The organism is Streptococcus sp. HMSC070B10 (genome assembly GCF_001808665.1).
Taxonomy (GTDB): domain Bacteria; phylum Bacillota; class Bacilli; order Lactobacillales; family Streptococcaceae; genus Streptococcus.
In genome coordinates this window covers 232,926-258,453 of sequence record NZ_KV794152.1, presented here as the reverse complement: position 1 = coordinate 258,453, position 25,528 = coordinate 232,926, and the positions used below count along the sequence as shown (strand labels likewise).

Genomic DNA, 25,528 nt, shown 5'->3' with positions numbered 1-25,528 from the left:
TAGTTTGCTCTTTGATTTTCATTGAGTATTAATTGAGCAACTATACTATTAGAAACAAAAGAAGCCATTAGGTTAGCATTTAACCTAAACAGCTCCTTGATTATCCTCCAAATAAACGAGCAAAAAAGCCTTTCTTAGTTGATTGGACTTCTTCTTTTGCTTGGTCCAGCTCTAGCTTAAGATTTTCTTGATCCTTCATGGCTTGAAGGGTCAATTGTTGCTGCTGATCGAGTTGTTTGTCTTTCTCAGCAATCTGACGGTCTTTGATACGCATCTGCTCGTCTTTTTCTGATAACTGACGATCCTTGGCTTTTAATTGTTCATAGAGACGAAGAATTTCTGCATTCTTCTCATCAACCAGAATCTCCATCAGTTCACGCTGCTTGACATCTTCACTGACAGGCTCATCTTCAAAAATCGTTTTTTTATAGATTTCTTCTAGCTTAATCAAGCCACTTCTGGTAACTACTGTTACCCCTTTGTCATTTTTATCTGTGTCTTCTTCTGGTAATTCTTTGACACGGTTATTGATTGCTTGGCGAGACAATCCTAAGACCTCTGCAATCTCACTGACGGTCATTTCAATACTCATAATATCCTCTGAAACGTTTTCTAGCTTTTCTTTACTTAAATCTTATCATAAGCTAGAAAAACTGTCAAATTTCCGCTTAATCTAAAGCCTTCAAAAAGGCTAACAAGACTTGGGCAGAGCGACGTCCAGCTTCGATAATAAACTCATCAAAAGAGATGTTTGCTTCATGGTTGGCATTATCACTCATAGCTCGGATGACTAAAACTGGAAGATTAAGGGCATGCGCTGCCTGAGCAATAGCTGCCCCCTCCATCTCCACGGCTAAAACATCTGGGAAATGGGACTTAATCGCTTCTATCTTGTCATTTCCTGCAACAAAACTATCTCCTGTAGCAATCAAACCAAGATGCCATTTTTGGTCCAATTGAGATAAACTCTCTTGGATTTTGGCAACAAAGGTTTTATCTGATTCGAAATAAAGCGGTTGTTGCGCCATTTGTCCATAAGCATAGCCAAATGCTGTGACATCCACATCATGATAGGCTAATTTGTCAGCAATCACGACATCCCCAACAGCGATACCCTCTGCTACTGCACCAGCAGATCCCGTGTTAATCAAAGCATCCACTCGAAAATGATCAGCCAAAATCGCCACACTCATAGCAGACATGACCTTACCAATTCCACTTTCTACAAGAACGACTTCATGCGAGGCAATGGTTCCAGTATGATAGGTATTGTCTAAAACAACTTGCTTCTGGGCATTTTCTAGATACTGGACCAGATACGCTAGTTCTTCTGGCATAGCCGCAATAATTCCTATTTTCATTTCAATTCCTTTTCTATTACAACAGTTTCATTGCTAAGACAAGCAAAATTAAGAGAAAGATGACTGCAAATAAGATTTTATTCAGTTTAGAATTGAAGACATTTCTCTTGGTATTTTCAATGCGACGACTTTTATGAATAGACGGTTCGACCTGAATCTTCAAGGTTTCCTGGCTAAAGCCATGTCCCTTAGGATTGGCATAACCAAAACGGGAAGAAGAGGTTGGTAAAATTTTTGTCTCCTCATCATCTAGCAAAGGAGGACCTGAAATTTTTTCGCCTCTGTTAGCTCTTTCAATCATTTCATCCGTTAATAAAGGTTTACCCATACTGACCTCCTCTATTTTTTTTGCAATTCCCAATACTGAACAGCCATAATCGTCTTGGCATCACAGATATGACCTGATTGGATCAATTCCTTGGCTTCCTCTAAGCTAACTTCAAGGACTTCCAAGGTCTCATCTTCATCCTGCGGACGCGGATTTTCCACTTTCGTCAAATCGCTTGCTCGGTATAGTTTTAATTTTTCATTACAAAAGCCAATGGCTGAGTAAAAATCGTACAAGAGTTCTAATTTCCCTGTGTAGGCTGTTTCTTCCTCTAATTCACGAAGAGCTGCTGCAACAGGGTCTGTATTTTCTCCTACTTCCAATTTTCCGGCTGGAATTTCATAAGAGACTGCCTCAATGGCTTTGCGGTACTGCTTGACCAAGATGAGTTTTTGCTCATCCGTTACAGCTAAAACACAGACAGCTCCATTGTGGAAAATCAAATCCCGTTGGGCAACTCCTTTGCCTTCTGGTAATTCAACCTGATCTTGAACCAGTTTAAAAATTGGTCCTTGATAGATTTCTTTTCGGCTAAGCGTTTTTTCTTCAAATTCCATGACAGACTCCTACTGATTATTAGGATGATGAGGAAGGCGAGTTGCATATTCGTCTTTATTGACCTGACGTCCACGACCAATAGCAATAGCATCCGCTGGAACGTCTTTGGTAATAGTTGAACCCGCACCAACGAGGGAATTGTCACCAAGTTCTACTGGCGCAATAATGGTTGAATTTGAACCAACAAAGACATTGTTGCCAATGACTGTCTTGTATTTGTTTTTGCCGTCATAGTTGACTGTAATAGTCCCAGCACCGAAATTAACCTTGCTACCCACTTCACAGTTTCCGATATAAGTCAAATGACCAGCCTTAGTATTCTCGCCGATAGAAGAACCTTTCACCTCAACAAAGTTACCAATATGAACTTGGGCACCCAGACTTGAACCTGGACGAATGTGGGCATAAGGTCCGACTGTCACTCCGTCAGCAACACTACTTTCTTCAATCATAGAGTTAGTAATAACAGCTCCTGCTCCGATAGTGCTATCCACTACATAAGTACCGTTTGTCAAAATAGTCTCAGCACCAATTTTCGTTTGCCCTTTCAAGGTAACATTGGCTTCGATTTGAACTTCAGGAGCAATCTCAACATCAATATCGATATAAGTTGCTTCTGGATTGACAAAGCTAACACCATTGACCATGTGTTGGTGATTGATGCGACGACGCATAACCGACTCAGCTGTCGCAAGTGCTACACGGTCATTTACTCCAAGACTCTCATCAAAATCTTTCAAAGTATAAGCGCCAACTTTTTCACCAGCTTCTCGGAAAATGCCAATGACATCTGTGATATAGTATTCACCTTGAGCGTTGTTGGTATTGATATTTTTCAAAGCCTCAAACAAACGCTCGTTATCAAAAATATATGTTCCAGTGTTGATTTCCTTGATTTGCTTTTCAAAATCTGTAGCATCCTTCTGCTCAACAATACGAAGGACCTCCGCATTGTCATTACGAACAATTCGTCCATAGCCAAAAGGATTATCCGTTTCAGCAGTCAAGATAGTGGCCACATTTTTATGATTGATGTGAAAATCAATCAAGTTTTTCAAGCTTTCACCTGTGATTAAAGGAGTATCCCCTGCAATGACCAAGGTGTGACCTGACAAACCTTCTAGGTTAGGCTCTGTCATCATAACTGCATGACCAGTCCCTAACTGTTCAGATTGAGTCACAAATTCTGTCTGTCCAGCCAAGACCTCTTCAACCAATTCCGCCTTGTGTCCTACAACGGTTACTGTCTTTTCAGGTTGGATAGCTCCCACACTACGGAAAACATGTTCCAACATAGAAATACCCGCAACCTTGTGCAAAACTTTTGGCAAATCCGATTTCATGCGAGTTCCTTTACCCGCTGCTAAAATAATGGCATAATTTGACATAATCTTCTCTTTTCTCTAGAAATTCCCTTTTATTATACCATATTTCAAATCATTCCGCGCTCTTGAATGAAAAAATGCTCTAAAGTCCTCTATTAACCCATTTTTTGAGTATTTTTTTTTGATTTTTTTTCATTTATAAGGTAAAATTATAAGATATGAGAAAGAAAATTAATCCGCTTATTTTGTTTGGTTTTTTTGGGATTATGATTTTCATTTTAATCCTAAATCGCCCTCGTTTTGAGGACCATCCTGTAAAAACAAAGTCAAATATCGCGCAAGTAGAATCGCAAGCGCTACATAATATAGATAAACCGGTGATTGATGTTTCTGGTTGGCAACGACCTGAGGAAATTAATTACGATACTCTCTCCCAAAACATTTCAGGAGCTATTGTTCGCGTCCATAGTGGCGCTCAGTCTTCAAAAGAGAATGATGCTTCCTTTGTTAATGGGGTAGACAAGGCCTTTAAAACCCATATTACCGAGTTTCAAAAACGAAATGTCCCAGTTGGGGTCTATGCCTATGTAGCTGGAAAAAGTATCCAAGAAATGGAAAAGGCTGCTGAAAGTTTTTATAATTCCGCATCGCCATACAGCCCTAGCTACTATTGGCTAGATGTGGAAGAAAAAACCATGTCCAATATGAACGAAGGTGTTGAAGCCTTTCGTGCAAAACTAGAATCACTAGGTGCTAAAAATATCGGAATCTACGTTGGGGTCTATTTCATGGAAGAACACAGTATTGATACTGACAAGTTTACGTCTGTGTGGATTCCTTCCTATGGTTCTGACTCAGGATTTTACGAGGCAACTCCTAAGACTGATATAGATTATGACATTCACCAGTACACTTCTAAAGGAAAAATTGCTGGCTTTGACCACGATTTGGATATCAACGTCATCTCTTCTTTAAAAAATAAAGAAGAAACCTTTAGAAAACTCTTTTTAAAACCTTAAAAGCATTTGTTTCTCATTTGCTTTTTCTTTTTGTTTTAGATTGTGATACAATATAGTAAGGATTTTTTGAAATAGAAATAGTTGGAGGAAAAATATGCTCTCATGGTTAGCACGCGTTATTAAAGGGATTGTCATTGCTCTTGGATTTATTCTACCGGGAATTTCCGGAGGGGTTTTAGCAGCAATCTTAGGTATTTATGAACGAATGATTGGCTTTCTAGCTCATCCCTTTAAAGACTTTAAAGAAAATGTTTTGTACTTTATTCCAGTTGCCATTGGTATGCTTCTGGGAATCGGCTTATTTTCCTACCCGATTGAATACCTGCTTGAAAATTATCAGGTCTTTGTCTTATGGAGCTTTGCAGGAGCTATCATTGGTACAGTTCCTAGCCTCCTCAAAGAATCAACTCGAGAATCTGATCGAGACAAGATTGATTTAGTCTGGTTCTGGATAACCTTTATCATTTCTGGATTAGGACTCTATGCCTTAAATTTTGTCGTTGGAACCTTGAGCGCCAACTTTCTTAATTTCGTCCTAGCAGGTGCACTGCTGGCTCTTGGCGTATTAGTTCCTGGCCTCAGTCCATCAAATCTACTTTTGATTTTGGGTCTCTATGCTCCTATGTTGACTGGTTTTAAAACCTTTGACCTCTTGGGAACCTTCTTCCCGATTGGAATCGGGGCAGGTGCAACTCTCATTATTTTTTCAAAATTGATGGATTATGCCTTAAACAACTACCACTCACGCGTCTATCATTTCATCATCGGTATCGTCCTATCAAGTACTCTTTTGATCTTGATTCCAAATGCAGGAAACGCTGAAAGTATCCAATACACAGGTCTTTCACTTGTTGGGTATGTCATCATCGCCTTCTTCTTTGCACTTGGAATCTGGCTTGGTATTTGGATGAGTCAATTGGAGGATAAATATAAATAATGGCAAAAAAAGTTAAAATCAAAAAAACATTGGTGGAACAAATCCTGTCTAAAGCAGGTATCCCACATCAGGGGATTCAAATCAATGCCCTGGAAGGAGAGCTTCCTCAAGGTTATGAACGAGATCAGATTTTTAAAACCTTGGCTCTTTTGGGAGATAAAACAGGACCGATTATTGGAATTGTCCCTATCACCCAACACTTGTCTGAAAAGAAACTAGCCAAAATTTCTGGCAATAAAAAAGTGAGCATGATTCCACAAAAGGACTTGGAAAAAACAACAGGTTATATTCACGGAGCCAATAATCCTGTCGGTATTCGTCAGAAACACAATTATCCCATTTTTATCGATAAGATTGCTCTAGATTTGGATCAAATGATTGTCTCTGCTGGCGAAGTTGGTCACAGCATTATCGTCGCACCACAAGACTTGGCTAGCTTTGTAAAGGCTGACTTTGTAGATATCTTGGAGGACAGCAAGTAATGAAACTCTACTTTGTCCGCCACGGTCGCACCGTCTGGAATCAGGAAGGACGCTTTCAAGGTGCTAGTGGCGATTCTCCCCTTCTTCCTGAATCCATTGACACCCTCAAAAAACTCGGTCAGTATCTCAAGAAAATTCCTTTTGATCAGATTTATGCAAGTGATTTACCTCGAGCAGTCAAATCTGCTGAGATTATCCAAAGTCAACTCCAGACGCCCTGTCCTTTAGAAAGTGTTCCTAACCTCCGGGAATGGCAGCTGGGGAAGTTAGAAGGTTTGAAAATCGCAACCTTGGAAGCTATTTACCCGCAACAAATCAAAGCTTTTCGATCTAATCTTGCTCAATTTGACACTCAAATGTTCGGAGCCGAATCCCTCTATAGCACAACACAACGGACCATCCGATTTATCAAATCATTAAAAGATAGTCCTGCTGAGCGTATTCTGATTGTCGGACACGGCGCCAATCTTACTGCCAGTCTTCGTACTCTTCTAGGATATAAAGAACCACTTCTTCGTAAAGATGGCGGTCTAGCAAATGCCAGCCTGACCATTCTAGAAACCCATGATTTTGAAACATTTACTCTCGATACTTGGAATAATACTTCCTATCAATAACAGAACTTGATTTTAGCGTCAAGTTCTTTTTAGTTTTGAAAGATTATCCGTGAATTTATTGCTTATTTATGATAAAATGGGAGTATCGCAAAAAATGACTCATCGTATTCAATTTTGAGTAAAACTAGGAGGATCCCATGTCAACAGAACATATGGAAGAACTAAATGACCAGCAGATCGTTCGCCGTGAAAAAATGGCTGCGCTCCGTGAACAAGGAATTGATCCTTTCGGAAAACGTTTTGAACGTACTGCAAATTCACAAGAATTAAAAGATAAATATGCTGACCTCGATAAAGAACAATTACATGAAAAAAATGAAACAGCTACTATCGCAGGACGCTTGGTAACCAAACGGGGTAAAGGTAAAGTAGGTTTTGCCCACCTTCAAGACCGCGAAGGTCAAATCCAGATTTACGTTCGTAAGGATGCTGTCGGTGAAGAAAACTACGATATCTTCAAAAAAGCAGACCTTGGTGACTTCCTTGGTGTCGAAGGTGAAGTGATGCGTACAGATATGGGAGAACTCTCTATCAAAGCTACTCACATCACTCACTTATCTAAAGCACTTCGCCCACTTCCTGAGAAATTCCACGGTTTGACAGACGTTGAAACAATTTACCGTAAACGTTACCTTGACTTGATTTCTAACCGTGAAAGCTTTGAGCGCTTTATCACTCGTTCAAAAATCATTTCTGAAATCCGTCGTTACCTTGACCAAAAAGGTTTCCTTGAAGTGGAAACACCTGTTCTTCACAACGAAGCTGGTGGTGCGGCGGCCCGTCCATTTATCACCCACCATAATGCCCAAAACATTGACATGGTGCTTCGTATCGCGACTGAGCTTCACTTGAAACGCCTTATCGTCGGTGGTATGGAACGCGTCTATGAAATCGGCCGTATCTTCCGTAACGAAGGAATGGACGCTACTCACAACCCTGAGTTTACTTCTATCGAAGTCTACCAAGCTTATGCAGACTTCCAAGACATCATGGACTTGACGGAAGGCATTATCCAACACGCTGCTAAATCAGTTAAAGGCGATGGTCCAGTCAACTATCAAGGTACTGAAATCAAAATCAATGAACCATTTAAACGTGTTCACATGGTTGATGCTATCAAAGAAATTACTGGTGTCGATTTCTGGCAAGATATGACTTTGGAAGAAGCCAAAGCTATCGCTGCTGAGAAGAAAGTTCCAGTTGAAAAACACTATACTGAAGTTGGTCACATTATCAATGCCTTCTTTGAAGAGTTTGTTGAAGAAACTTTGATCCAACCAACCTTTGTCTATGGACATCCAGTAGCTGTATCTCCACTAGCTAAGAAAAATCCTGAAGACCAACGCTTTACTGACCGTTTCGAGCTCTTCATCATGACTAAGGAGTACGGTAATGCCTTTACTGAGTTGAACGACCCCATCGATCAACTTAGCCGTTTTGAAGCCCAAGCTAAAGCTAAAGAACTTGGTGATGATGAAGCAACAGGCATCGACTATGACTACATCGAGGCCCTTGAATACGGTATGCCTCCAACAGGTGGTTTGGGAATCGGTATCGACCGTCTCTGCATGCTCCTCACTGACACAACCACTATCCGTGACGTATTGCTCTTCCCAACAATGAAATAAACTCTTATCCTCTGGTACTTGCCAGAGGATTTTTTGATGCAAAAAGAGACTGAGGAAAAACTCAATCTCTACTTTTCACTTCTTTTGTTGCCACATCTTCTCCAAACCATTTCTGGCTGATTTCCTGGAACTTTCCTTCTTGATATAGTTCAATAAAGGATTGGTTTAATGCTGTTAATAATCTTTTATCAGCTGGTCTAACTCCAACAGCAAAAGATTCACTTTCAAATCCAGCTGAAAAGACATTGTAATCATTTAATATCCCCTCAGACTGGAGGTAATAATTAGCATACACTCGGTCAATCAACAAAGCATCAATCCGAACATTTTTCAAATCAATTAAGGCTTCATTGAAACTCTGGTATTGATTGGCCTTCTGGTCTTTAACACGATTTTTCAGTAAGTCTGGCTGAGCTTCAAAGTCTAAATAACCAGAGGAACCTGCTTGAGCTCCCAAGGTCTTATCCTTCATATCCTCTACTGAACGAATTTGCTTGCTTTTCTTCGTAACTAGTACTTGCTGATTTTCCATATAAGGAATACTAAAGGCAACTTTTTCTCGGCGTTCATCAGTCGCAGAATAGCCATTCCAAATGGCATCTATGGTTCCATTTTGCAGTTCCGTCTCCTTCATATCCCAGTCGATTGGCTGGAATTGCACCTTGACACCTAATTTTTCAGAAACTGCTTGCGCCAAATCAATATCAAAGCCTGTATATTGGCCATTCTTTTCTTCAAATCCCATGGGTACAAAGGTATTGTCAAAACCAATGGTTATACTCCCCTGCTCTTGATACTTATCCCAGTTATCCTGCTTTGGATCACTAGCCTTCTGAGTACAGGCTGTTAAGAAGAGAGTCAGGAACGAAACCAACACCAAGACAATTTTCTTATTAGTCATCGGCACCTCCTACTTGGGCTCAACCTTGAGAATCTGATCTGCAATATTTTCAGCGAATTGTAAATCGTGGGTAACCACAATCTGGGTCATGCCAAGTTCCCTATTTTGCAAGATCAGTTTTTCCACTTCCAAGCGTAATTCAGGATCTAGGGCAGAAGTTGGTTCATCGTAACCTATGATTTCTGGGTCAATCATCATAGCACGCGCCAAGGCCACCCTTTGCTTTTGCCCACCTGATAGTGAGAAGGGATAAGCATCTGCATGTCCTGCCAGTCCTAATTGTTCCAAAAGACCTCGCGCCTTCTGCTCAGCCTCATCCTGCTTCATTCCCATGGTTTTTACGGGCGATAAGGTCAAATTGTCTAGAACTGATAAATGAGGGAACAGTTGAAAATCTTGGAATACAAATCCCAGTAGATTGCGCTTCTCCAGTTCATCCAATTCTAAAGGTTCTCCATTATAAAATATTTGCCCTGAATCAATGGTTTCAAGACCCGCAAGCATGCGTAAGAGAGTCGTCTTACCTCCACCCGAAGGCCCAACGATAGCTAGGATTTGCTTTTCAGGAATTTTTAGACTGAAATTAGACAAAATTTGCTTTTCACCAAACCCTTTATTGATATTTCGTAATTCTAACATGGCAGCCTCCTATCTATAGTAACTGTATTTCTTCTCAACTTTTTTGGCAAGAATGGTCACAATCCCAATCAAAATCAAGTAAATGGCTCCTGCCAAGAACATAGGAACCAGGCTAGCATCACGGTTTGCAGCTGTTCGACTAGCCAAGATAAGATCTGAAATTCCTAGAGCATAGACCAGAGAGGTATCCTTGACCAAACTCATGACTTCGTTAAATACGCTAGGAAGAACAATCTTGGTCACTTGGGGTAAGATAATATAGCGAACTGTGTCAAAGGGACTAAACTTCAAAACCTTAGCAGCCTCATATTGACCTTTAGGAATGGTATCAATCCCTCCACGAAAGATTTCAGCAAAGTAAGCTGCATAATTGAGAACAAAGGCAATGATGGCTGCAGGAAGGCGATCCAAACGAATCCCAATGCTTGGGAGCACATAATAGATAAAGATCAATTGCAAGAGCAAGGGTGTGCCTCGCATGATCCAGATATAAATGTTAATCAGATGATGGAGGGGCTTCCAATGGACTTGCAAGGCAAAGGCAATCAAAACGCCCAAGGGAATAGAAAAAATCAAGACCAGTGCAAAAACCTGCAAAGTCATGCTTGCACCGCTCAATAAACTCGGTAATATCTCAAACAAATAAGACATACTGCACCTCCTAAAAATAATTGTTCCCATTATAGCATAAATAAACAAAATATCCAACTATTTTTGTAAAAAAATACTCTTTTAAAAAGAAAAACTATATCTATCAAAAAAGAAAGGACGAAATGTGTCCTTTCTCGATCTTAGCTTTCCTTTAACTAAAGATCCATAACATCATCCATAGCAAGACTCATGAACCCCCAGATAAACAAACCAAGGACTAAATAAGCATAGAGTGGCAGGGAAGCAAAGATAAAAGGTGATAGTAAAATCATACCCAAGGTATCTCCAAAATTTGTACAAATACAATACAATCCAAAAGCAAGATAAAGGATAAAGATGATAAGCCAAAAGTAAAACCGCTTGCGTGCTTTTTCTTTTCGAAACATTTCTTCCACCTCCCCTTCTATAGCTCTATTATATTACTAAGACTTTTATTTGTAAAAGTACTATCAAAAAGAAGGGACTTTTTAATTTTTTTATATCGTTGCAAATTACGATAAGCTAATTCTACGCAAACCAATAAAGATAATCTCTCAACTGATATCAAAAATAACAGAAAGAATAGTGAATAAATTACCAACATAATAAAAGTTGCAAAGATTTCTTCCATATCATGATTAAAAATATAAATAATCATGTAGGTATAGAGTGCTAAGACAGAAATAGCCACACCTAATCAAATATGTGCCCAAATCAATCCTTTTCCAGTCATCTTTCTCCCCAGCTCACTATAGAGCCTCTCTAATCCTTTACCAATCTTTTCTGATCGTCCTTATTGTGGCTTTGTTGATACAAAATCGAGTTTATTTAAAATTCTCTTATCAACTCTCACTGGTATAACAAATCGCTAATCCTTATAGCTCCCATCTTTTTAAAATTATTATACTCTCTTATAGCTACATTGACAAGTTAAAGTTCAAAATCAACTAGATCGATTAGTTCTTCTTTATCATTCTTTTCCATCATTACCAGGCCTCAATTATCGCCTTTCATGAACTCACGAATACTCACACCAGAAGCCCCTCTTTAACTTTCCTGATAAAACTATAAAAACGTTTGAAGGTTTGATCAAGTGCCATCACTTCCTCTTTGGCTCTACATCACCTACTCAGTGAGCATGAAATTCTGTAAAGCTAGACATAATTTTTGCGAAATCTGTTTATTTCAGTAAATCATTAATAGTTACATCATCTCAGAGATTAGCAATAAATTCCAACTGCTTTTCAATTTTTTTACTTCTACAATTTCGTTTTCTACTGTATCCATTAAAATTAAGGAATCACGATAATATAAAGATAAAAGGATAGCTTGCTCTCTCCTTATCCTATATATGTCATGTTCAGTTGAACTTTCAATTTCTTCAACTTTTCAGCATTATATCCATATACAATAGTAGCATAATGACCATTTGTTGCAGTATCTCAGCTATATATTAAAGTAAATTTCACTTTTTTAGAAGAGTGGTGGACTTTTTACCAAAAAAAATCTAAGGGAGCTATATCAGCTCTCTTACTAGTAGCATGAATGATTTTAAATAGGCATTTTAGATTTATATCGATATAAAATACATTCAACGCTTTCTAATCAAACTTGATCTTTCAAAGTCACAATCAGAGTGATCTAAATTAATCTTAAACCTGCCTCTTGATTACACAGTGAACCTTGAGTATATCGAATATAATTCTGCATGACGAGCGGAACTGCCAAAAATCGTAAAAACTATTGAAGATTTAAATCTGAAAACAAATACACAACTTGAAGAATCCATTGATAGGCACCTCACCTACCACATCTTTAGGCATACTCTCGTAAGCAGAATAGCGTAACTCTAAAAGCAATTATGGCAAGAGTAGGACGTTATGATTCTAGAACAATAGACAAAATCTACACACACGTTACAAAGAAGATGGATGATAATATCCTCGACCTACTAGATAATTTATAGTTTTGCCCCAAAAATGCCCCAAAACAAAAATAAAAGCCTACTGCTCAAGCTAGAAAGCTTGATACAATAGGCTTTTTATAGATTGATTATTTAACAGCGTCTTTAAGAGCTTTACCAGCTTTGAATGCTGGAACTTTAGAAGCTGCAATTTTGATTTCTTTACCAGTTTGTGGGTTGCGACCTTTACGTGCAGCACGCTCACGAACTTCAAAGTTACCAAAACCGATCAATTGAACTTTTTCACCAGCTGCAAGGTACTCAGTTACTGCTGCGAATACAGCTTCAACTGCTGCTGCTGAGTCTTTCTTAGTCAATTCTGTAGCTTCTGCTACTTTAGCGATCAAATCTTGTTTGTTTGCCATGTTAATGATTCCTCCAATTTAATTTCTAATTAACAAATATAATCATATCCTAAAATCCCTTTTAGGTCAAGTTAAAAACGCTATTTCTTCCCATTTTATTTATTTTTTTAGGAGTGGTAACGTACTAAAACAGCCCAAGCATTCTCACCCGTGTGAGTTTGAATAATAGAGCCCGTTTCCAAAACTGAAATAGGCTTTTCAACATAAGCTTGTAAGCTTTCTTTCATCTCTTTTGCCCAATCAGCACTACCAGAATATGAAATTCCAATCTCTGCTACAGAACGTTCAGTTAGCGAACTTGTCAGCTCATCCAACCATTTTTTAAAAGTTTTAGCTCCACGACCTTTAACGATTGGCTGCAATTCATGGTCTTTCATCTGCATGACAACACGTATATTGAGAAGTGAGCTCAACAATCCAGTTACACGGCCAATTCGTCCACCTTTTACTAAATTTTCCAAAGTTGAAACGCCAATATAGAGTTCTGTGTGGTTTTTAACCTCTTCTACATGAGATAAGATTTCCTCCAACTCTTTGCCTTCTTGTGCTAACTTCGCAGCCTCAACAACTTGGAATTTCAAGGCTTGATCAGTGAATGAACTATCAATAACTGTCACATCGGCAGTAGATAAGCTAGCACCTTGACGTGCCGCTTCTACAGTACCAGAAAGAGCATGAGACATATGAATAGCAAGAATCTGGCTACCATCTTTGCATAGGTCTTCAAAAACTTCAGCAAAGACACCTACAGGGGGCTGGCTTGTTTTTGGAAGATTCTTACTTGCTTGCATCAACTGAAGAAATTTACCTTCTTCTTTCAAATCCGCATCAGAATAAACAACATTATCGATCATTACAGATAATGGAACAATAGTGATACCTAATTGATTTACGAGTTCTGGTTCAATAGTAACAGATGAATCGGTTACAATCTTAATTTTTGTCATAGTATCAATCTTTCTATTTTAGGATTCAGATTGTTTTTCTTACTTCTAATTATATCAAAAAAAGATTAAAAATCCTAATGGAGTCATTCAAATTTTCCTTAAAAATTTGATATAATTTACTTATAAGAAAAGAGGTGTCCTATGATTAAAAAAATTTATCCCATTTTAACCATTTTACTAGGTGCTGCTATTTATGCTTTTGGGCTGACTTATTTTGTAGTTCCTCATCATCTCTTTGAAGGAGGGGCGACAGGTATTACCCTCATCACCTTTTATCTTTTTAAAATCCCTGTTTCTCTGATGAACTTGCTGATTAATATTCCCCTTTTCATCCTGGCTTGGAAAATCTTTGGAGCCAAATCCCTCTATTCTAGTTTACTAGGAACCTTAGCTTTGTCCGCTTGGTTAGCTGTTTTTGAGCGGATTCCCCTTCATATTGATCTTCAAGGTGATTTACTGATTACAGCCCTCATAGCTGGGATTCTATTGGGAATTGGGCTCGGAATTATCTTCAATGCTGGAGGTACAACTGGTGGTACTGATATTCTAGCTCGTATTCTCAACAAATACACTCATATATCCATGGGGAAACTGCTCTTTATCTTAGATTTTTGTATTCTCATGCTTATTCTCCTCATCTTCAAGGACTTGAGATTGGTTTCCTACACGCTCTTATTTGATTTTATCGTTTCTCGTGTCATTGATTTGATTGGTGAAGGAGGATATGCCGGCAAAGGATTTATGATTATCACAAAACGTCCTGACCAACTTGCTAAGGCGATTAATGATGACCTAGGTAGAGGCGTTACTTTCATCTCAGGTCAAGGTTATTATAGTCAAGAAGATTTGAAGATTATCTACTGTATTGTCGGAAGAAATGAAATTGTGAAAATGAAGGAAATGATTCATCGAATTGATCCTCAAGCCTTTATAACTATTACAGAAGCTCATGAAATCCTAGGAGAAGGCTTCACATATATAAAAGAGTAAGCAAAAAGCTGGGAAGTTCCAGCTTTTTCTTTATTCAGAAAGTGTAGAATGACGATAGCCATAAGTAAAGTAAATCACAAGTCCAACTACAAGAGCAATTCCAAACGCAATCCATGTTTCTACACTATATTGAAGCATAAAGGAAAGACAGATTAGAATCGAGAGAATCGGCAACAAGGGAACTAGGGGAGTTTTGAATTCTCCTTCTTTAGGCATTCCCCTATCCTTTCTAAGTTTTATAATTCCATAAGCCAATAAGATAAGATAAGCAAGCGTACAAATATTTAGAAAGGCTGCAATACTAGCCAGTGGAAACACTCCTGCTGCAATTGCAGAAGCAACTCCTGTTAAGATGGTCGCATTTTTAGGAACACGACTTGTTTTGCTTAATTGCTTAAAACTTCGAGGTAAAAGACCATCACGTGCTAAACTGTAAATCATACGCGATAAGGCATAAGTCATAGAAATACACACTGTTATTAGGGTTAAAATGGCCACTAATGACACATAATTAGCTGCCCAACCAATTCCTATACTTCGCAATGAAAATGCTACAGCATCATCCACATTGAGTTGGCTGTAGTGAACAATCCCTGTCAATACTAATGTAACCAAGGCATAGAGAATCGTTACGATTGTCAATGACAAAACAATACCTCGTGGGACATTTTTTTGTGGGTTTTGAATTTCATCAACAGCCATCGAAATAGATTCAAATCCTAGGAAACCAAAGAACATCAAAGATGCTCCTGCCATTATTCCAGTACTTCCACCATAAATTTGACCAAAACCAAAGGGAGCAAAGTTGGACCAATTTTCTGGTTTAATATACCAGATACCAACTAGAATAAACAAAGCGAGAGCAGAGAATTTCAAGATGACTAGAAGCGAATTAAAACGCAAAGCTGCCTTAGAATTTAATAAAACTAAACCGGTTACCAGTGTCAATACCAAAATAGGTAAAAGGTCTATATAGGTACCCTGCTCAGGGTTAAAGGTCCCATTCAAGGCTTGAGGCATTGAAATACTATAGTTACTGAGCAAGCCTTTAAAATAAGCTGCCCAGCCAGAGGCCACACCAGAAACTGCTGTCATGAACTCCATGATGGTCAACCAACCAGCAATCCAAGCTGGTAATTCACCCAAAATTGCATACAAATAACTATAAGCACCACCAGTTGCAGGAACACGAGAGGCAAACTCTGCGAAAAAGAGGGCGGATAAAGAAACACAAAGGGCAGAAATCACTATGGATACAACCAGTGACGGACCAGCAAGCGTTGCTGCTGCGGTTCCTGTAATGGTAAAAATCCCAGTTCCTACCATGGCACCGATTCCTAATAAAATCAAATCCCATACTTTTAAATGACGGTGCATTTCAGTACGTCCCAAACTAACATCTTTAGTCCTAAAAATATTCATACTTCATCTCCATTAAATATGATTGTTTTATTTTATCATATAAAAGGAATTTTGTGAATATTTATAAGATGATTTTTCAAAAAAATCTGAACAGAAATAAATCCTGCTCAGATTCTACATATTCTTAGCCAACTGATCCTTCCATTTCATAGCTAATCAAACGGTTCAGCTCAACAGCATATTCCATTGGAAGCTCTTTTGTAAATGGTTCTACAAATCCCATAACAATCATCTCAGTTGCTTCAGATTCTGACAATCCACGGCTCATGAGGTAATAGAGTTGCTCTTCTGAAATCTTAGATACCTTAGCTTCGTGTTCCAAAGCGACTTGTGAGTTGTGAATTTCATTAAACGGAATGGTATCTGATGCTGACAAGTCATCCATGATAATGGTATCACATTCGATGTGAGAGACAGATTTCTTAGAGTTTTTATTAAAGGTTACTTGTCCACGATAGTCAACCTTTCCTCCACCTTTAGCGATGGATTTAGACACGATAGACGAGCTTGTATGTGGAGCGTTGTGGATCATCTTAGCTCCAGTATCCTGGTGTTGCCCAGCATTGGCAAAAGCGATAGAGAGCATGGTACCACGCGCCCCTTCTCCATCTAGGTAAACAGATGGATATTTCATAGTTGTTTTGGCACCCAAGTTTCCATCAATCCACTCAACAGTGGCATCCTTTTGAGCTTTAGCACGTTTCGTTACCAAGTTATAGACGTTATCAGACCAGTTTTGGATAGTCGTATAACGCATATAAGCTCCATCCAAAGCAAAGATTTCTACGATGGCAGCATGCAAGCTGTTACTTGAATAAGTTGGCGCTGTACATCCTTCTACATAATGGACACTTGCTCCCTCATCAACGATAATCAAGGTACGTTCAAACTGACCTGTATTCTCGTTGTTTATACGGAAGTAAGTTTGAAGTGGAATATCTACCTTGACCCCTTTTGGTACGTAGATAAAGGTTCCACCAGACCATACTGCTGAGTTGAGGGCCGCCAACTTGTTATCAGTCGGTGGTACCAACTTGGCAAAGTATTGCTTAAACAAGTCTGGGTATTCCTTAAGGGCAGAATCCGTATCTGTAAAGATAATCCCCAATTTCTGGAATTCTTCCTTCATGTTATGGTAAACCACTTCTGACTCATACTGGGCAGAGGCACCTGCTAGATAAGCACGTTCAGCTTCTGGAATCCCGATACGTTCAAAGGTTTCTTTGATTTTTTCAGGAACCTCATCCCACGAACGAGCTGGTTTATCAGATGGTTTTTGGTAGTAGATCAAGTCATCAAAATCAATCTCTGACAAGTCTGCTCCCCAAGTTTGCATAGGCATTTTTTTGAAGGTCTCATAAGACTTCAAACGGAATTCTAACATCCACTCAGGTTCTCCCTTTGCAGCTGATAATTCACGAATGACATCTTCATTCAATCCTTTTCCTGTCGATAGGACAGGCTCTACATCATCATGGAAACCAAATTTATATTCACCAAGGTCAATTGGTTTTGGTTCTACTCTTTCTTCAGCCATAATATCCTTTCTTTCATTCTTTATTTCTACTGATTCATAAGACAAAAGAAATTTGTCTTACTGATTTTCTTGATTTTCAATTGTTTTCTTCAAAGCGTTCCAAGCTAGGGTTGCACACTTGATTCGTTGAGGAAATTTGGCAACGCCTGATAAGAAGGCTGCATCGCCAAGTTGATCTTGGCGTTCATCTTTTTGCCCTTGAACCATCTCAGAAAAAATGGTCGCAAGTTCTAAGATTTCTTGTTTGGTTTTTCCTAAAACTGCATCTGTCATCATGCTAGCAGAGGCAGTTGAGATGGTACAGCCCGAGTTTAGAAAAGCGATATCTTCCAAACGGTCATCTATATCAAACTTGACAGAGAGGTTGATGACATCTCCACAGGTCGGATTATTGAGACTGATTTGTTCAGCGTCTTCCAACTTTCCTTGGTGATGTGGATTTTTCGAATGGTCCGCTACCACTGCCATATAAAGGCTATCTAGTTTAGAAAGTGCCATTGAAAAACTCCTTTGTCTTTTGTAAGGCATCTACTAGCTTGTCGCAATCTGCCTTGGTATTGTAGATATAAAAACTTGCGCGAGCTGTTGCTGGGACATCCAAATACTGAAGCAAGGGTTGCGCACAGTGGTGACCTGCACGAACAGCTACTCCTTCATAATCCAAAGCTGTCGCAAGGTCGTGAGGATGGAGATCGCCTAGATTAAAGGCAATCACACCTGAACGTTGGGCCAAGTCCTGTGAACCGTAAATGGTCAAACCTTCAATAGCCTGCAGTTTTGGAAAGACGTAAGAGATTAATTCCTGTTCATGAGCTTCAATGGCATCCATACCAATTTTTTCTAGATAATCTACTGCTGCAGCAAGTCCGATAGCACCTGCCATATTGGGAGTTCCTGCCTCGAATTTCCAAGGCAACTCCTTCCAGCTAGCAGACTGCTCATAGACGAAATCAATCATTTCCCCACCAAATTCAACTGGTGACATTTGTTCTAGATACTTTTCTTTGCCATAGAGAACCCCGATACCAGTCGGACCTGCCATCTTGTGACCTGAAAAGGCAAAGAAGTCCACATCCAAGTCCTGAACATCAATCTTCATATGAGGCGTAGATTGAGCACCATCCACCACCATGATAGCTCCAACTTGATGGGCCAATTGAGTGATTTCTTTGATTGGATTGACCACACCAAGAACATTTGAGGCGTGAGCTAGGGAGACAAACTTGACTCTATCAGTCAATTTAGCTCGCAAATCATCCATATCCAGAGCTCCATCCTTGAGATAGACATAAACAAGCTCTGCCCCAGTCTTACGGCAGGCTTCCTGCCATGGAATGATATTGGAATGGTGTTCCATGACAGAAATCAAAACCTGGTCTCCCTCAGTCAAGACTTCCTCAGCATAACGCGCTACCCAGTTAAGACTAGTTGTCGTTCCTCTGGTAAAGAGAACTTCCTTTGTAGACCCTGCATTGATAAACTTACGAATGGTTTCACGAGCCGCCTCATAAGAAGCTGTCGCCCTTTCTGCCAAGGTATGAACGCCACGATGAACATTGGCATTGTCGTTCTCATAGTAGCGGTTAATCGTCTCCAGAACTGCTAGTGGTTTTTGTGTCGTCGCAGCATTGTCCAAATAAACCAATGGTTCATCATTAACAATCTGGTCTAAAATTGGAAAATCCTTGCGAATCGCTTCTACATCTAACATAGGCTACCCCTTAGCGTTTTGACAATTTTTCTTCGATGGTTGCAATCATTTCATCACGAACTTCCTTGACTGGAATCTCAACGATAACAGAGCCAAGGAAACCACGGACAACCAAACGTTCTGCAGTTGCCTTATCCAAGCCACGGCTCATGAGGTAATACATATCTTCTGGATCTACCTGACCGATAGAAGCCGCGTGTCCTGCAGTAACATCATTTTCATCAATCAAAAGAATTGGATTAGCATCTGAACGTGCTTGGTCTGAAAGCATAAGAACACGACTCTCTTGTTGCGCATCTGCTCCCTTGGCACCCTTGATAATGTGACCGATACCATTGAAAGTTAAAGTTGCTTTTTCAAGGATAACCCCATGTTGCAGGATATTTCCAATTGAGTTGCAACCATAGTTAGTTACTCGGGTATCAATCCCTTGTACCTGACGGCCACTTGAAAGAGCTACGACTTTAAGATCCGCATGGCTACCGTTACAAATCAAGTCGCTATCAAAGTCCGCAACGACGTTTCCTTCGTTCATGACACCGATTGCCCAGTCAATGCTTGCATCGTTGCCTAATTTACCACGACGGCTAATGTAGGCAGTGACATTTTCACCTAGACGGTCGATAGCCGCAAATTTCACTTGAGCACCAGAACGCGCAATTACTTCTACTGTGATATTAGCAGTTGCTTTGGCACTTCCTTCACCACGTGACTCTAAACGTTCCAGATAACTAATCTTAGAATTTTTACCAGCGATAATCATAATATGCTTGTTAAACGGCACATCACTATCGCTGTCTTGATAGAAAATTCCTTCGATTGGTTCTTTAATCTCAACATTATCAGGAATGTAGAGAACAGCACCACTGTTGAAATAAGCTGTATGGTAAGCTGCCAACTTGTCATCGTCATACTTAACAGATGACATGAAGAATTCCTCAATAAGCTCTGGAATTTCTTCTAAAGCTGAGTGGAAGTCTGTAAAGACGACACCCTGTTCAGCTAACTCAACTGGAATTTGCTCAAAAACAGTTTGAGTTCCTACTTGCACCAACTTCAAGTGATTATCTAGAGCTGTGAAATCTGGAACATTTGCTGATGGCTCACTTTCTGTAATCGTTCCATCACCCAGATTCCAACGGTGGAATTTGACACGCTCAATAACTGGTAACTCTAAACTCTCCATCTTATCAAAAGCTTTTTGACGAAGGTCAGCCAACCAGCTTGGTTCAGCGTGCATTTCTGAAAAAAGTTTAATATTTTCTTTAGTCATTTACTTCTCCTAAAAGATACGAGGGAATTACAATTCTTCCTTGTAATCGTAGCCAAGTTCTTCAGCTAGTTTTGCGTATCCTTCACGTTCCAAACGCGCAGCCAATTCTGGACCACCTGAAAGGACAACACGACCTTCCATCATGACGTGTACCACATCAGGCGTGATGTAGTTCAAAAGACGTTGGTAGTGAGTGATAATCATAGCACCAAAGCCTTCACCACGCATAGCATTAACACCTTTAGAAACAACTTTAAGAGCGTCAATATCAAGACCAGAGTCAATCTCGTCCAAAAGGGCAAATGTTGGCTCCAACATCAAAAGTTGAAGAATCTCATTGCGTTTTTTCTCACCACCAGAGAAACCTTCGTTGAGGTAACGCTCAGCCATTTCTTCTTTCATGTTGAGCAATTCCATTTTTTCATCTAGCTTAGTGATAAACTCGCGAACTGAAATCTTCTCATCGTCTTCTTTACCAGCATTCATGGCTGCACGAAGAAACTCAGCGTTAGTAATACCAGGAATTTCTGATGGGTATTGCATAGCAAGGAAAAGTCCCATACGCGCACGCTCGTCCACTTCTAACTCAAGAATGTTTACGCCATCAAACAAGACTTCACCTTTGGTAACTTCATAGTTTGGATTTCCCATGATAGCGGCAGAAAGAGTCGATTTACCAGTACCATTTGGTCCCATGATAGCGGCGATTTCTCCTGTTTTCAGGGTCAAGTTAACCCCTTTTAAAATTTCTTTTCCTTCAATCTCAACGTGAAGATCTTTGATCTCTAATACTGACATGATAGTTCCTTTCTTTTTCAAAGCCTTTACAGTTCTTACTGGAAACATACTTGATCTCCCTAGCAAATACGGTAAAAGGTCAATAAATATACTTTTATAGTATAACAAAAAAAAGCCTAAAAGGCTTTGATTTTGTCTAGAAGCTGAGGACTAGTCTTTTCCTTTTAAATGCTGGTCAATGACATCTACAATCTTGCCCATCAAGTAACTAACTCGGAAATTTCTAAAGAGCAAAATGGCCCAAAAGGCTGCCATAATATAGCGACCAGTCATCCAGGCTTCATTGAAAAAATAGGTCTCAGCAGCTGTAAACAGCGCGATGATAATAAATTGTTGTCTATTCATAAACTTATTGTATCATGAAATCTTTCTTTAGTCTTCCTCTACCTTCATTTTATCAGCCAAAAATTCAAATCCTTCTGGAATCAGGCTTTCTTCTGCTTCTTTTTCAGTTTGGGAAGATTTGGCTTTGGCTGAAAAGGCTGCGCGAACTTCTTTCCATTCCTCCATAGAAATGGCTAAAATTTCGGGTGAAAAACCTGCTGCCTGACTGAGGATATTGCCAAACATGGTGTTGAGATTGTCTCGTTTCATGGTTTGACCAGCATTGAAGTTAGACTCAAAAGCAAGAATAGCATGATGTTCATTGGCGGCAACCGGTTGAGAACCAACTAGCAGAGCCTTATCAGGGCCTCCTAGACTTTCAATCACCTCTCCCCAGGCATTCTGCAGACGAATCAGGTTTTGACGTGCTAAATCAGGATTTTCAACGGCCTCTTGTAGGATAGATTGAACCTTATTGCGATCCACACGATAGACTGTTTTGCCTGCTGTTGGACGAGTAGGTACTGGACTGGTTGGCTTAGCTACAGTTCCCACATTGGCGAGTTCATGTTTGAGACGGGCAACTTCCTGTCTCAACGCAGCAATTTCATGTTCAACTGCCCCAGAAAGAGCTGGTTCAGGCTTAATCTCTGCCAAACGGATGGTCATCATCTCAGCATAAATCTTTGGCTGTAAACTAGACTTAATATCTGCTAAACTCACTGTCGCCAAGCGAATCATTTCAAACAGATTTTCTTGAGGAAGTGCCAAATTTTCTACAAAGACTGGACTATGATGAGTGTTTTCTCCACCTGTTTGAACAATTAACAAGTCTCTTAAATAGTGTAAAAGGTCGGTCACAAAACGAGTCATGCTCTTACCATTGTCAAAGAGAAGATTTAAACAAGCTAATGCTTTAGGAACATCCTGTTGAGATAAGGCAAACACATAATCATCCAAGGCTGATAGACTAATGGTGCCAGTAATTTCTTCAGAGATGGCAGTCGTCAATTCATTTCCCTGTGTCAAACTTAGGGCTTGATCCAAAATAGACAAGGCGTCTCGCATTCCACCTTCAGCCCGTCTAGCAATGATTTCCACAGCCTCTGGTTCAGAACTGATATTTTCTTTTTCTAAGATATAGTGGATATGTTCCTTAATATCCTGTGTTTTAATTGATTTAAATTCAAAACGTTGCACACGGGATAAAATAGTGGCAGGAATCTTGTGCAATTCAGTAGTGGCCAAAATAAAGACAACATTCTGTGTTGGCTCTTCCAGCGTCTTTAAGAGAGCATTAAAAGCCCCTGTAGACAGCATGTGAACCTCATCTATGATATAAACCTTATAACGAGCAAGACTAGGGGCGTAGGTAGATTTATCACGAATTTCACGGATTTCATCCACCCCATTATTAGAGGCTGCATCCATTTCAATGACATCTTCTAAACTACCGTCCGTCACTGCCTGACAAATATAGCAGTTATTACATGGTTCACCACCCACTTGATTGGGACAGTTCATAGCCTTGGCAAAAATCTTAGCCACACTGGTTTTTCCCGTTCCACGAGGACCAGAAAAAAGATAAGCATGACTTATTTTCTCTTGCTCCACCGCTTGTTTAAGAGTCTTAGCCACAACTTCCTGTCCAACCAACTGGGAGAAGTTTTGACTTCTATATTTTCGATAAAGTGCTTGATACATTAGGCTTTCTCCTCAAACATTGTAAAGTCCCATTCTGTCTTTTCAAGCAAAATAGCGACAAATTGTTCCAAATAATCTCGATCCATAGCATCATAATCATCAATCTCTGAAGAATCAAGATCCAGAACTCCAAGTAATTGACCATTCTTAACCATCGGAACAACAATTTCACTTTTAGCGCTACTATCACAAGAAATATAGTTGGGATAAGTTGTTACATCACCAACCAGAACAGTTTCCTGAAAATGAGCTGCCTCACCACAAACACCTTTTCCCAGTGCAATACGAATGCAGGAAACACCTCCTTGGAAGGGACCTAAAACCAATTCCTTTCCATCGAACAGATAAAAGCCTGAAAATACGGTATTAGGAAAGCGTGATTTTAGAAGAGCACTGGCGTTGGAAAGATTAGCCAAGACATTAGTTTCACCTTCCAATAAAAAAGAGAGCTCTTCATTTAACATTTGATAACGTGATTGTTTTTCTGATTCTAACATAGAACTATTATATCAAAAAAGGCTTACAGACAAAAGAAAAATCCCTTGTTTAGAAAACAAAGGATTTTGTGAATTTTCAATTTGATTAAAGTTCGATATCACCGAACAAGTCAGCCATTGAGAATCCTGTTTGTGTTTCTGGAAGTTCGAAATCACGTTTTTCTTGACGTTTTGGACGACGTGGACGAGCAACACGTTTTTCTTCTTTTTGTCCTTCTTCTTGAGCTGGACGCTCTTCAAGAGCTTTGATAGAAAGTGATACGCGCTCTGCATCTGCGTTAACTTCAAGAACTTTAACTTGAACCTCTTGACCAACTTTAAGAGCTTCTTTTGGATTTTCAATACGTTTGTGTGAAATTTGTGATACGTGAACAAGTCCATCGATACCTGGCAATACTTCAACAAATGCACCGAAGTCAGTCAAACGTTTAACTGTTCCTTCTACTACATCACCTTTAGCCAATTTTTGCTCAACGCCATCCCATGGTCCAGGTGTTGTTGCTTTAAGTGAAAGTGATACACGTCCTTCTTCTTCGTTAAGATCAAGGATTTTCACTTCAATTTCTTCACCAACTGTTACAACTGATTTTGGTGATACGTTACGTTCGTGTGACAATTCAGTCAAGTGAACCAATCCGTCAACACCACCAAGGTCGATGAAAGCACCGAAGCTTGTGATACGTGCAACTTTACCAGTTACAACATCACCAACAGCCAATTTACCGAATACTTCAGCGCGAGCTGCTGCAGTAGCTGCTTCAACAACTTCACGACGTGAAAGGATGAAGCGGTTTTCTTTAGCGTCAACTTCTTTGATCTTAGCATCAAATTCTTGACCTACAAAACGCTCAGTGTTACGTACGAAACGAGTATCCAACATTGAAGCTGGGATAAATCCACGAACACCTTCAAATTCTACTGAAAGTCCACCTTTAACGGCACGAGTTCCTTTAACAGTAACAACTTCTTCTTCGCGACCAACAAGTTTGTCCCATGCTTTGCGAGCTTCAAGGCGTTTTTTAGATACAAGGTATGTAACTGTATCAGTATCTTTACCAACTACTTGACGAAGTACAAGAACATCCAATACTTCTCCTACTTTAACAAAGTCATTGATATCTGCATCGCGATCGTTTGTCAATTCGCGAAGAGTCAAGACACCTTCAACACCAGTTCCAGAGATTGCAACGTTAGCTTGAGTCGCATCAACTGTCAATACTTCAGCACTAACAACATCACCAGTCTCAACTTGGCTAACGCTATTTAGCAAATCTTCAAATTCGTTCATCTAAAAAATCCTCCAACAATCAAGTTTTTCTTAAACTTGACATACTTATAATTTTTTTCCTAAGCACCCGCAAGGACATGTTCATATCGTTCACGTCTTTCAATTATAAAAATAAAATACCCTAAGATATTTTGCTTTTTATCTTGATCATTACCTAAGAACTGGGGTAGCTGGATTCGAACCAACGCATGAGGGAGTCAAAGTCCCTTGCCTTACCGCTTGGCTATACCCCATTGATGAAATGGAGAGAGAGGGATTCGAACCCCCGAACCCGAAGGAGCGGA

Annotated in this window: 27 protein-coding genes and 1 tRNA gene; 6 read left to right on the top strand and 22 right to left on the bottom strand. The window is 39.6% G+C overall.

The genetic code is table 11. The annotated features are described in order from the left end of the window. Positions 1-100: 100 nt before the first annotated feature. The 5 genes from rocS to glmU form a co-directional block, all read right to left on the bottom strand. A complete protein-coding gene (rocS, locus tag HMPREF2613_RS02870) occupies positions 101-592 on the bottom strand; it encodes a chromosome segregation protein RocS (RefSeq protein WP_000021242.1) in 492 nt (163 codons plus the stop codon). A 76-nt stretch (positions 593-668) separates the two neighbouring features. Continuing rightward, the gene (locus HMPREF2613_RS02865) at positions 669-1,361 is read right to left on the bottom strand and encodes a 5'-methylthioadenosine/adenosylhomocysteine nucleosidase (protein WP_070478823.1); all 693 of its coding nucleotides are present in this window, start codon (positions 1,359-1,361) and stop codon (positions 669-671) included. Positions 1,362-1,377: 16 nt separating this feature from the next. Further along, on the bottom strand, positions 1,378-1,689 hold the full coding sequence (macP, locus tag HMPREF2613_RS02860) for a cell wall synthase accessory phosphoprotein MacP (RefSeq protein ID WP_049532083.1): 312 nt from the start codon (positions 1,687-1,689) through the stop codon (positions 1,378-1,380). A gap of 11 nt (positions 1,690-1,700) precedes the next feature. Next, the gene (locus HMPREF2613_RS02855) at positions 1,701-2,246 is read right to left on the bottom strand and encodes an NUDIX hydrolase (protein ID WP_049500386.1); all 546 of its coding nucleotides are present in this window, start codon (positions 2,244-2,246) and stop codon (positions 1,701-1,703) included. Positions 2,247-2,255: 9 nt separating this feature from the next. Then, positions 2,256-3,635: a bifunctional UDP-N-acetylglucosamine diphosphorylase/glucosamine-1-phosphate N-acetyltransferase GlmU gene (gene glmU / locus HMPREF2613_RS02850; RefSeq protein ID WP_070478821.1), complete on the bottom strand. Its 1,380-nt coding sequence runs from the start codon at positions 3,633-3,635 to the stop codon at positions 2,256-2,258. 155 nt (positions 3,636-3,790) lie between these two features. Between glmU and HMPREF2613_RS02845 the strand changes: the two genes are divergently transcribed. The 5 genes from HMPREF2613_RS02845 to lysS all read left to right on the top strand — a co-directional run bounded on the left by HMPREF2613_RS02845 (position 3,791) and on the right by lysS (position 8,255). Further along, a complete protein-coding gene (locus HMPREF2613_RS02845) occupies positions 3,791-4,591 on the top strand; it encodes a glycoside hydrolase family 25 protein (protein ID WP_049487118.1) in 801 nt (266 codons plus the stop codon). A gap of 94 nt (positions 4,592-4,685) precedes the next feature. Further along, entirely contained in the window at positions 4,686-5,528 is an 843-nt protein-coding gene (locus HMPREF2613_RS02840; protein ID WP_070478819.1) for a DUF368 domain-containing protein, read from the top strand. Next, the gene (locus HMPREF2613_RS02835; protein WP_061423884.1) at positions 5,528-6,010 is read left to right on the top strand and encodes an aminoacyl-tRNA deacylase; all 483 of its coding nucleotides are present in this window, start codon (positions 5,528-5,530) and stop codon (positions 6,008-6,010) included. The genes HMPREF2613_RS02840 and HMPREF2613_RS02835 overlap by 1 nt, the downstream gene beginning before the upstream one ends. Beyond that, a complete protein-coding gene (locus HMPREF2613_RS02830; RefSeq protein WP_070478817.1) occupies positions 6,010-6,627 on the top strand; it encodes a histidine phosphatase family protein in 618 nt (205 codons plus the stop codon). The genes HMPREF2613_RS02835 and HMPREF2613_RS02830 overlap by 1 nt, the downstream gene beginning before the upstream one ends. 137 nt (positions 6,628-6,764) lie before the next feature. Next, positions 6,765-8,255, top strand: a complete 1,491-nt coding sequence (lysS, locus tag HMPREF2613_RS02825) for a lysine--tRNA ligase (protein ID WP_070478813.1) — start codon at positions 6,765-6,767, stop codon at positions 8,253-8,255. A 61-nt stretch (positions 8,256-8,316) separates the two neighbouring features. On the opposite strand, the gene HMPREF2613_RS02820 is transcribed toward lysS, so the two are convergent. The 6 genes from HMPREF2613_RS02820 to HMPREF2613_RS02795 form a co-directional block, all read right to left on the bottom strand. After that, positions 8,317-9,156 carry an amino acid ABC transporter substrate-binding protein gene (locus tag HMPREF2613_RS02820; protein ID WP_042751372.1) on the bottom strand — a complete coding sequence of 280 codons (840 nt, stop codon included), beginning with the start codon at positions 9,154-9,156 and terminating at the stop codon, positions 8,317-8,319. A gap of 9 nt (positions 9,157-9,165) precedes the next feature. Continuing rightward, positions 9,166-9,795 (bottom strand): amino acid ABC transporter ATP-binding protein, encoded by a 630-nt coding sequence (locus tag HMPREF2613_RS02815; RefSeq protein WP_004261430.1) that lies wholly within the window; start codon positions 9,793-9,795, stop codon positions 9,166-9,168. A gap of 9 nt (positions 9,796-9,804) precedes the next feature. Then, positions 9,805-10,446, bottom strand: a complete 642-nt coding sequence (locus HMPREF2613_RS02810) for an amino acid ABC transporter permease (protein ID WP_049487112.1) — start codon at positions 10,444-10,446, stop codon at positions 9,805-9,807. Between the two features lie 155 nt (positions 10,447-10,601). Further along, positions 10,602-10,832 (bottom strand): hypothetical protein, encoded by a 231-nt coding sequence (locus HMPREF2613_RS02805; protein ID WP_070478811.1) that lies wholly within the window; start codon positions 10,830-10,832, stop codon positions 10,602-10,604. A 1,645-nt stretch (positions 10,833-12,477) separates the two neighbouring features. After that, a complete protein-coding gene (locus HMPREF2613_RS02800) occupies positions 12,478-12,753 on the bottom strand; it encodes an HU family DNA-binding protein (protein WP_001284640.1) in 276 nt (91 codons plus the stop codon). A 107-nt stretch (positions 12,754-12,860) separates the two neighbouring features. After that, positions 12,861-13,700: a DegV family protein gene (locus HMPREF2613_RS02795; protein ID WP_070478809.1), complete on the bottom strand. Its 840-nt coding sequence runs from the start codon at positions 13,698-13,700 to the stop codon at positions 12,861-12,863. Positions 13,701-13,841: 141 nt separating this feature from the next. Between HMPREF2613_RS02795 and HMPREF2613_RS02790 the strand changes: the two genes are divergently transcribed. Beyond that, positions 13,842-14,690: a YitT family protein gene (locus HMPREF2613_RS02790; protein ID WP_070478807.1), complete on the top strand. Its 849-nt coding sequence runs from the start codon at positions 13,842-13,844 to the stop codon at positions 14,688-14,690. Between the two features lie 30 nt (positions 14,691-14,720). On the opposite strand, the gene HMPREF2613_RS02785 is transcribed toward HMPREF2613_RS02790, so the two are convergent. The 11 genes from HMPREF2613_RS02785 to HMPREF2613_RS02735 form a co-directional block, all read right to left on the bottom strand. Further along, positions 14,721-16,112 carry an APC family permease gene (locus HMPREF2613_RS02785; RefSeq protein ID WP_070478804.1) on the bottom strand — a complete coding sequence of 464 codons (1,392 nt, stop codon included), beginning with the start codon at positions 16,110-16,112 and terminating at the stop codon, positions 14,721-14,723. Positions 16,113-16,236: 124 nt separating this feature from the next. Beyond that, positions 16,237-17,649 carry a Fe-S cluster assembly protein SufB gene (sufB, locus tag HMPREF2613_RS02780; protein WP_000797054.1) on the bottom strand — a complete coding sequence of 471 codons (1,413 nt, stop codon included), beginning with the start codon at positions 17,647-17,649 and terminating at the stop codon, positions 16,237-16,239. Between the two features lie 57 nt (positions 17,650-17,706). Continuing rightward, complete coding sequence (sufU, locus tag HMPREF2613_RS02775) at positions 17,707-18,147, bottom strand: Fe-S cluster assembly sulfur transfer protein SufU (protein ID WP_070478797.1); 441 nt, start codon at positions 18,145-18,147, stop codon at positions 17,707-17,709. Continuing rightward, the gene (locus HMPREF2613_RS02770) at positions 18,134-19,360 is read right to left on the bottom strand and encodes a cysteine desulfurase (RefSeq protein WP_070478795.1); all 1,227 of its coding nucleotides are present in this window, start codon (positions 19,358-19,360) and stop codon (positions 18,134-18,136) included. Before HMPREF2613_RS02770 ends, sufU begins: the two co-directional genes overlap by 14 nt. A 10-nt stretch (positions 19,361-19,370) precedes the next feature. Further along, positions 19,371-20,633, bottom strand: a complete 1,263-nt coding sequence (sufD, locus tag HMPREF2613_RS02765) for a Fe-S cluster assembly protein SufD (RefSeq protein WP_070478793.1) — start codon at positions 20,631-20,633, stop codon at positions 19,371-19,373. Positions 20,634-20,660: 27 nt separating this feature from the next. Further along, positions 20,661-21,431: a Fe-S cluster assembly ATPase SufC gene (sufC, locus tag HMPREF2613_RS02760; RefSeq protein ID WP_000114489.1), complete on the bottom strand. Its 771-nt coding sequence runs from the start codon at positions 21,429-21,431 to the stop codon at positions 20,661-20,663. 150 nt (positions 21,432-21,581) lie between these two features. Continuing rightward, positions 21,582-21,776, bottom strand: a complete 195-nt coding sequence (locus HMPREF2613_RS02755; protein ID WP_001081602.1) for a DUF3272 domain-containing protein — start codon at positions 21,774-21,776, stop codon at positions 21,582-21,584. 27 nt (positions 21,777-21,803) lie between these two features. Further along, positions 21,804-23,459 carry a DNA polymerase III subunit gamma/tau gene (gene dnaX / locus HMPREF2613_RS02750; protein WP_070478789.1) on the bottom strand — a complete coding sequence of 552 codons (1,656 nt, stop codon included), beginning with the start codon at positions 23,457-23,459 and terminating at the stop codon, positions 21,804-21,806. Then, positions 23,459-23,956 carry a GAF domain-containing protein gene (locus HMPREF2613_RS02745; RefSeq protein WP_070478787.1) on the bottom strand — a complete coding sequence of 166 codons (498 nt, stop codon included), beginning with the start codon at positions 23,954-23,956 and terminating at the stop codon, positions 23,459-23,461. The genes dnaX and HMPREF2613_RS02745 overlap by 1 nt, the downstream gene beginning before the upstream one ends. An 85-nt stretch (positions 23,957-24,041) precedes the next feature. Further along, positions 24,042-25,244, bottom strand: a complete 1,203-nt coding sequence (gene rpsA / locus HMPREF2613_RS02740) for a 30S ribosomal protein S1 (RefSeq protein WP_070478784.1) — start codon at positions 25,242-25,244, stop codon at positions 24,042-24,044. Positions 25,245-25,405: 161 nt separating this feature from the next. After that, positions 25,406-25,477: transfer RNA gene (locus HMPREF2613_RS02735), tRNA-Gln, on the bottom strand. Positions 25,478-25,528 lie beyond the last annotated feature (51 nt).